This window comes from Streptomyces sp. NPDC029956 (assembly GCF_055574655.1).
The window spans coordinates 21,512-29,006 of the sequence record NZ_JBVHZJ010000083.1 but is presented as its reverse complement, the minus strand read 5'-3'; the positions used below and the strand labels follow the sequence as shown (position 1 = coordinate 29,006).

Genomic DNA, 7,495 nt, shown 5'->3' with positions numbered 1-7,495 from the left:
GCGGGGCCTGAAGCCCCACCCCGGACGGCCTTTCGCCGCTGAGCCGGAGCCCGGCCGCCCCATCCAGCAACCGCGCACCCCGAACCCACCGGAACTGCGCCACCGGCCGCCGCCGCAAACCAAGCCCCCACCCACCGCCCGGCGGACGCAGGCGGCGAGTGACCACTGCCCGAAGCCCGGCGTGGACCCCGCCCCCCGGACCGCCCTCCGAGAGTGTCTTCGCTCCTGGAGGTGGTGGGTCAAGGGTGGGCGCAGGCCATCGCGCAGCGACGCGACCGCAGGGAGCGCCCTTGACGCACCACCGGAAGGAGCGACTCTCGGGGAGAGGGCGGTCCCACCAGAAGCACGCTTGCCGGTCTCGCCGTCGTCGCCCTGGCTTGCGTTCAAGCACCCCCAGATTCAATTCCCCCACCCCCCACCCCCGCCACCCTCGCCCAGGGCCGGTTCTGACCTCGTCCGACCACCAGGGTGAGGGTGCCTCTCCCCTCACCCCCCACTGACGATCTCCCGTGCCATCGCCACCAGTTCCCCCGTCGCCGGGTGCGGGAAGGCGTCCCGCCAGGCCAGTACCACCGGGAGCGGTGGGGCGTCCGGCAGGGGGCGGTAGGTGACTCCCGGGTGCGGGTGCAGTGACGCCGTCGACGCGGACGAGACGCCGACGCCCCTGCCCGCCGCGATCGCCGTCAGCCAGTCGTCGGTGTTCGCGACCGTGACCGTCGCCGCCGGGCGTGCCGCCGCCGGCCAGAGTGTGAGGGTCGTCGTACCGGAGACCGTGTTCAGCACGACGGCTCCGCCCGCCAGGTCGTCCAGGGTGAGCCGTGACCGTTCCGCCAGCGGGCTGTCGGCCGGTACGGCCGCGACGCGTTCCTCCGTCGTGAGTTCCTCCGTGACCAGGCCCGGTGCGTCGACCGGTCCCCTCAGCAGCGCCGCGTCCACCTCTCCCCGGGTCAGACCGGCCGTGCGGTCGTCGATGCGGAGGAGTTCGAGCGGGGTCTCGGGGTGTTCGCGCTGCCAGCGGCGGAGCAGGGGCGTCGTGTACGGGCCGAAGGCCGACCACGCGTGTCCGAGTCGCAGGGGCCGGTGGCGCAGTCTCGCCGGGTCGACCGCGGCCTCGAACGCCGCGAGGGCCGCCGCGGCCCGGTCCCGGAACGCGCGGCCCTCGGCCGTGAGGGCGAGGTGGTGCGTGGTGCGGTCCACGAGCCGTGCTCCGAGGTGCTGTTCCAGCGCGGCGAGCGTGCGGGACACGGCGGGTTGGGTGAGGTGGAGCCGGGCTGCCGCCCTGGTGAGGCTGGATTCCTCGGCGATGGCGAGGAAGCAGCGGAGGTGGCGTAGCTCGATGCTCATGCGTCCGGAGCATAACCGCAGGGCAATCGGCATTTCCGGCGCCGCGCGGGGGCTCGTAGCGTGAGAGGGGAACTGCGGTGACAGCCTGCCGATGGTCCACTATTCTGGACTGGAAGTTCAATGCAGTGAACGCTTGAGGAGTAGTCGGTGGACATCAGTGCGGTCAAGGAGGCGGGCCCTGTGGGGACCGCGGTCGGCCCTGAGTCGCCGGCTGCCCCCGCCGGCGGCCCCCAGGGCGGCCATGGGCTCAAGGGGCTCGCGGGTCACCGCTTCGGGCCCGTCGCGCTCGTCGTCACGGGCGGGCTCTCCGTGCAGTTCGGCTCGGCTCTCGCCGTCCTCCTCATGCCCCGGGCCGGCGCCCTCGGCGTCGTCACCCTGAGGCTGGTGCTCGCCGCCGCCGTCCTGCTGATCGTCTGCCGCCCGAAGGTCCGCGGCTACGGCCGGGCGGACTGGGGCACGATCGTCGCCTTCGGTGCGGCGATGGCGGGCATGAACATCCTCTTCTACCAGGCGGCCGACCGGATCCCGCTGGGCGCCGCGGTGACCCTGGAGGTCCTCGGGCCGCTGATCCTCTCGGTGGTCGCCTCCCGTCGGCTGATGAACCTGCTCTGGGCGGGCCTCGCCCTCGGCGGCGTCGTCCTGCTGAGCGGCGGCGGCTTCGACCGTCTCGACCCGCTGGGTGCGGCCTTCGCGCTGGCGGCGGGCGCGATGTGGGCCACGTACATCGTCTTCAGCGCGCGTACCGGCCGCCGCTTCCCGCAGGCGGACGGGCTCGCGCTCGCGATGGCCTTCGGCGCCGTCCTCAGCCTGCCGTTGGGCATCGCGGAGGCGGGCGACAAGCTCCTCGTACCCTCGACGATCGGCCTCGGCCTCGCGGTCGCGCTGATGTCGTCCGTGCTGCCGTACACCCTCGAACTCCTCGCCCTGCGCCGCCTGCCCGCCCCCACCTTCGCCATCCTGATGAGCCTGGAACCGGCCATCGCGGCGACGGCCGGTTTCCTCATCCTCAGCCAGGCGCTGTCGCCGACCGACGCGCTCGCGATCGCCCTGGTGATCGCGGCGAGCATGGGAGCGGTACGGACGCAGGTGCGGGCGGCCGCACGGGACCGGGACAGGGCCGCGGGCTAGATCCGGTCGCCCCCTCGTAGGTCGGTGCGTCGCCCCCTCGCGGGTCGGTGCCGCGAGCTTTCGCGATCATGCTCGGGTCCTAGGATCCGGGCATGATCGCTGAACTGCAGTGTCTCGTCATCGACTGCCCTGCCCCCGCCGAACTCGCCGCGTTCTACCGCTCGGTGCTGGGCGGTGAGGTCGACCGGCCGGACGGCCGGTGGGCGCTCGACGAGGCGTGGTCCACCCTGCACACTCCCGGAGGCCTCGTCCTCTGCTTCCAGGGCGTCACGGACCACCGCCCCCCGGCCTGGCCGGACCCCGAGCGTCCCCAGCAGTCCCATCTCGACTTCGCCGTACGGGACCTGGAAGCGGCCGGAGAGCAGGTCCTCGCGCGGGGCGCGACGCTGCTGGACGCGGGCGGGGGCGACCGCGGCTGGCGGGTGTACGCGGATCCGGCGGGCCATCCGTTCTGCCTGGTCCGCCACTGAGGGCGGCCGCCCGGCCCGATCCTGTCGACCGTTGGCCTTCGGACTGTTTCGGGGGTGTCGGGGCGCCTCGGACGATGGAGCTGTCGTCCGAGGTGCAAGGAGGGGAGGCCGTCATGGCCCTGGAGATGCGTGAGCGGTGCGAGCGGTGCGAGGTGGCGGTGCTGGCGGTGGACGGTCCCGCGCGGATCTGTTCGTACGAGTGCAGCTTCTGTGTGCCGTGCGCCGACGCCATGAGTGACGCCTGCCCCAACTGCGGGGGCGAGCTGGTGGCGCGGCCTCGGCGGGTGGCCGGGTAGGCGGTGCCGGTGGGGTGGCGGGGGTAGCCGGGTCGGCGGGGGGAGCCGGGTGGCGGGGTCGAGGAGTGTGCCCAGAACTAAAGCAAGCACGCTTGATTGTTTCTTTCCCCGCTGTCATGCTCCTCGCGAAGGCCCGTGAACGCCCGTCCCCGAGGGGAGCGCACCGTGTCCGACCCCGTCGTCGTCCTCGACGACCTGCGCGACGAGAGCGAAGGACTCGACCGTCTCGTCGCCGAGTTGAGCGAGGAACAGTGGGCCGCGCCCACCCCCGCCCCCGGCTGGACCGTCGCCCATCAGGTCGCCCACCTCGCCTGGACCGACCGGGCCGCGCTCCTCGCCGCCACCGACTCCGACGGCTTCGCCGCCGAGGCCGCCAAGGCCCTCGCCGCCCCCGATCGCTTCGTCGACGAGGGGGCCGAGGAGGGGGCGAAGCTCCCGCCGGGAGAGCTGCTCGCCCACTGGCGCGAGGGGCGCGAGCTGCTCCAGGAGGCCCTTCGGGGCGTTCCGGCCGGAGTGCGGTTCCCCTGGTACGGGCCGCCCATGAGCGCCCCCGCCATGGCCACCGCCCGGCTCATGGAGACCTGGGCGCACGGCCAGGACGTCGCCGACGCCCTCGGGGTCGTCCGCACCCCGACCGACCGCATCCGGCACGTCGCCTGGATCGGTCACCGGGCCCGCGGCTACGCCTATCTGGTGCGGGGCCTGCCCGTTCCCGTCGAGCCCGTCCGGGTGGAACTCGTATCCCCGGGTGGGGAGTTGTGGGCGTACGGGCCCGAGGACGCCGCTCAGAAGGTGACCGGTCCGGCCCTGGAGTTCTGTCTGCTCGTCACCCAGCGCGTCCACCGCGACGACACCTCCCTGGTCGCCGTCGGCCCGGACGCCGAGCAGTGGCTCACCATCGCCCAGGCCTTCGCCGGTCCCGCGGGTCCGGGCCGGCCCGCCGAAGGGGCCCGGTGATGGTGCTCCGTATCGGCAACGCCTCCGGGTTCTACGGCGACCGGTTCGACGCCGTCCGCGAGATGCTCACCGGCGGCGGGCCCGAGGGCTCGATCGACGTCCTCACCGGTGACTACCTCGCCGAGCTCACCATGCTCATCCTCGGCCGCGACCAGCTGAAGGACCCGGGCTCCGGGTACGCGAAGACCTTCCTGCGCCAGATGGAGGAGGGCCTCGGCCTCGCCCACGACCGGGGGATCCGGATCGTCACCAACGCCGGCGGCCTCAACCCCGCCGGTCTCGCCGACGCCCTGCGCGTCCTCGCCGCCAAGCTCGGTCTGCCCACGCGGGTCGCGCACGTGGAGGGCGACCGGCTCCCGGCCGTCGACGGTGCGCTGGCCGCCAACGCCTATCTCGGTGGCGCCGGGATCGCCGCCTGCCTCGCCGCCGGTGCCGATGTCGTCGTCACCGGCCGGGTCACCGACGCCGCCCTCGTCACCGGGCCCGCGCAGTGGCACTTCGGCTGGGGGCCCGAGGAGTACGACAAGCTCGCGGGCGCGGTCGTCGCCGGGCACGTCCTCGAATGCGGCACCCAGGCCACCGGCGGCAACTACGCCTTCTTCCGCGAGCACGACCCGGCGCTGCTCCGCCGCCCCGGCTTCCCGCTCGCCGAGCTCCACGAGGACGGCAGCGCCGTCATCACCAAGCACCCCGGCACCGGCGGCGTCGTCGACGTCGGTACGGTCACGGCCCAGCTCCTGTACGAGACGGCCGGTGCCCGCTACCCCGGGCCCGACGTGACCGCCCGCCTCGACAGCGTCCGGCTGACCCAGGAGGCCCCGGACCGGGTGCGGATCGACGGTGTACGGGGCGAGGCGCCGCCCCCGACGCTCAAGGTCGGGCTCAGCCGGCTGGGCGGCTTCCGCAACGAGGTGGTGTTCGTCCTGACGGGCCTCGACATCGAGGAGAAGGCCGCACTCGTGCGGGGGCAGGTCGAGGACGCCCTCGCCGACAGCCGCCCCCGCGAGGTCCGGTGGGAGCTCGTCCGTACCGACCGGGCCGACGCCGACACGGAGGAGACCGCGAGCGCCCTGCTGCGGCTCGTCGTCCGCGATCCCGCCCCCGAGGCCGTCGGCCGCGCCCTCACCGGCGCCGCCATCGAACTCGCCCTCGCCAGCTATCCCGGCTTCCACGTCACCGCGCCGCCCGGGAGGGGCGCGCCCTACGGGGTCTTCGAGAGCGCGTACGTACCGGCCGCCGACGTTCCCCACGCGGCCGTGCTCCCGGACGGGACCCGCGTCCCCGTTCCCGTACCGCACGAGGCACGGGAGGTGGAGCCCGTTCCCGAGCCGGCGCTTCCCGGGCCGCTCCCGCCGGGGCCCACCCGGCGGGTGCCCCTCGGCCGGATCGCCGGTGCCCGCAGCGGCGACAAGGGCGGCGACGCGAACGTCGGCGTCTGGGTGCGCACGGAGGAGGAGTGGCGGTGGCTCGCCCACGCCCTCACGGTCGAGCGGGTGCGTGAACTGCTTCCCGAGACGGCCGACCTGGTGATCACGCGGCACGTTCTTCCGGGGCTCCGCGCGCTCAACTTCACCTTCGCCGGGATCCTCGGCGAGGGCGTCGCCTCCCAGGCCCGCTTCGACCCCCAGGCCAAGGCCCTCGGCGAGTGGCTCCGCTCCCGCGCAACAGACATCCCGGAGGGACTCCTGTGACCGTCCTCGCCTCCGCCCTCGACACCGGCGGATCCGACTACCGGGCCCACCGCGCCGCCATGCTCGACAAGCTGACCGCCCTGGACGCCGAGCACGCCAAGGCGCTCGCGGGCGGCGGCGAGAAGTACATCGCGCGGCACCGCAAGCGCGGCAAGATGCTCGCCCGCGAGCGGATCGAGCTGCTCGTCGACCCGGACACCCCCTTCCTGGAGCTGTCGCCGCTCGCGGCCTGGGGCAGTGACTACGCGGTCGGCGCCTCCCTGATCACCGGCATCGGGGTCGTCGAGGGCGTCGAGTGCCTGATCACCGCCAACGACCCGACCGTGCGCGGCGGCGCCTCGAACCCCTGGACGCTGAAGAAGGCACTCCGGGCCAACGAGATCGCGTTCGCCAACCGTCTGCCCGTGATCTCGCTCGTCGAGTCGGGCGGTGCCGATCTCCCCTCGCAGAAGGAGATCTTCATCCCCGGCGGCGCGCTCTTCCGCGACCTCACCCGTCTCTCCGCCGCGGGCATCCCCACGATCGCGGTCGTCTTCGGCAATTCGACGGCCGGTGGCGCGTACGTCCCCGGCATGTCCGACCACGCCGTGATGATCAAGGAGAGGTCGAAGGTGTTCCTCGGCGGTCCGCCGCTGGTGAAGATGGCGACCGGGGAGGAGAGCGACGACGAGTCCCTCGGCGGCGCAGAGATGCACGCGCGGACGTCGGGGCTCGCCGACCACTACGCCGTCGACGAGGCCGACGCGCTCCGCCAGGCCCGCCGCATCGTGGCCCGGCTGAACCACCGCAAGGCCCACCCCGACCCGGTGACGCTCGCCGAGCCGCCGAAGTACGACGAGGACGAGCTGCTCGGGATCGTGCCCGGGGACCTCAAGACCCCCTTCGATCCGCGCGAGGTGATCGCCCGGATCGTCGACGGCTCCGACTTCGACGAGTTCAAGCCGCTGTACGGGCCGAGTCTGGTCACCGGCTGGGCGAGCCTGCACGGCTACCCGGTCGGCGTCCTCGCCAACGCGCAGGGCGTCCTGTTCGGCCCGGAGTCGCAGAAGGCCGCGCAGTTCATCCAGCTCGCCAACCAGCGCGACATCCCGCTGGTCTTCCTCCACAACACCACCGGCTACATGGTCGGCAAGGAGTACGAGCAGGGCGGCATCATCAAGCACGGCGCGATGATGATCAACGCCGTGTCGAACTCCCGCGTGCCCCACCTGTCCGTCCTCATGGGGGCGAGTTACGGTGCCGGGCACTACGGCATGTGCGGCCGGGCCTACGACCCGCGCTTCCTCTTCGCCTGGCCCAGCGCCAAGTCCGCCGTCATGGGCCCGCAGCAGCTCGCCGGCGTCCTCTCCATCGTGGCGCGGGCGAGCGCCGTCGCGAAGGGGCAGCCGTACGACGAGGAGGCCGACGCCGGTCTCCGGGCGCTCGTCGAGGCGCAGATCGAGTCCGAGTCCCTGCCGATGTTCCTCTCCGGCCGGCTCTACGACGACGGGGTCATCGACCCCCGCGACACCCGCACGGTCCTCGGGCTGTGCCTCTCCGCGATCCACACGGCACCGGTCGAGGGCGCGCGCGGCGGCTTCGGCGTCTTCCGAATGTGAGGCCCCTCCCC

At 73.4% G+C, this 7,495-nt stretch carries 7 protein-coding genes; 6 read left to right on the top strand and 1 reads right to left on the bottom strand.

Annotation, left to right across the window (positions count from 1 at the left end):
* Nucleotides 1-486: 486 nt before the first annotated feature.
* A complete protein-coding gene (locus ACZ4XX_RS37695) occupies nucleotides 487-1,344 on the bottom strand; it encodes a LysR family transcriptional regulator (RefSeq protein WP_468512322.1) in 858 nt (285 codons plus the stop codon).
* A 180-nt stretch (nucleotides 1,345-1,524) separates the two neighbouring features.
* On the opposite strand from ACZ4XX_RS37695, the gene ACZ4XX_RS37690 reads away from it, so the two are divergent.
* The 6 genes from ACZ4XX_RS37690 (at nucleotide 1,525) to ACZ4XX_RS37665 (ending at nucleotide 7,484) form a co-directional block, all read left to right on the top strand.
* Nucleotides 1,525-2,472: an EamA family transporter gene (locus ACZ4XX_RS37690; protein ID WP_468512325.1), complete on the top strand. Its 948-nt coding sequence runs from the start codon at nucleotides 1,525-1,527 to the stop codon at nucleotides 2,470-2,472.
* Between the two features lie 92 nt (nucleotides 2,473-2,564).
* Nucleotides 2,565-2,942, top strand: a complete 378-nt coding sequence (locus tag ACZ4XX_RS37685) for a VOC family protein (protein WP_468512321.1) — start codon at nucleotides 2,565-2,567, stop codon at nucleotides 2,940-2,942.
* A gap of 113 nt (nucleotides 2,943-3,055) precedes the next feature.
* Nucleotides 3,056-3,238 carry a DUF1272 domain-containing protein gene (locus tag ACZ4XX_RS37680; protein ID WP_468512320.1) on the top strand — a complete coding sequence of 61 codons (183 nt, stop codon included), beginning with the start codon at nucleotides 3,056-3,058 and terminating at the stop codon, nucleotides 3,236-3,238.
* A gap of 165 nt (nucleotides 3,239-3,403) precedes the next feature.
* Nucleotides 3,404-4,195, top strand: a complete 792-nt coding sequence (locus ACZ4XX_RS37675; RefSeq protein ID WP_468512319.1) for a TIGR03084 family metal-binding protein — start codon at nucleotides 3,404-3,406, stop codon at nucleotides 4,193-4,195.
* Nucleotides 4,195-5,886: an acyclic terpene utilization AtuA family protein gene (locus tag ACZ4XX_RS37670; RefSeq protein ID WP_468512318.1), complete on the top strand. Its 1,692-nt coding sequence runs from the start codon at nucleotides 4,195-4,197 to the stop codon at nucleotides 5,884-5,886. Before ACZ4XX_RS37675 ends, ACZ4XX_RS37670 begins: the two co-directional genes overlap by 1 nt.
* Nucleotides 5,883-7,484 carry an acyl-CoA carboxylase subunit beta gene (locus tag ACZ4XX_RS37665; protein WP_468512317.1) on the top strand — a complete coding sequence of 534 codons (1,602 nt, stop codon included), beginning with the start codon at nucleotides 5,883-5,885 and terminating at the stop codon, nucleotides 7,482-7,484. Before ACZ4XX_RS37670 ends, ACZ4XX_RS37665 begins: the two co-directional genes overlap by 4 nt.
* Nucleotides 7,485-7,495 lie beyond the last annotated feature (11 nt).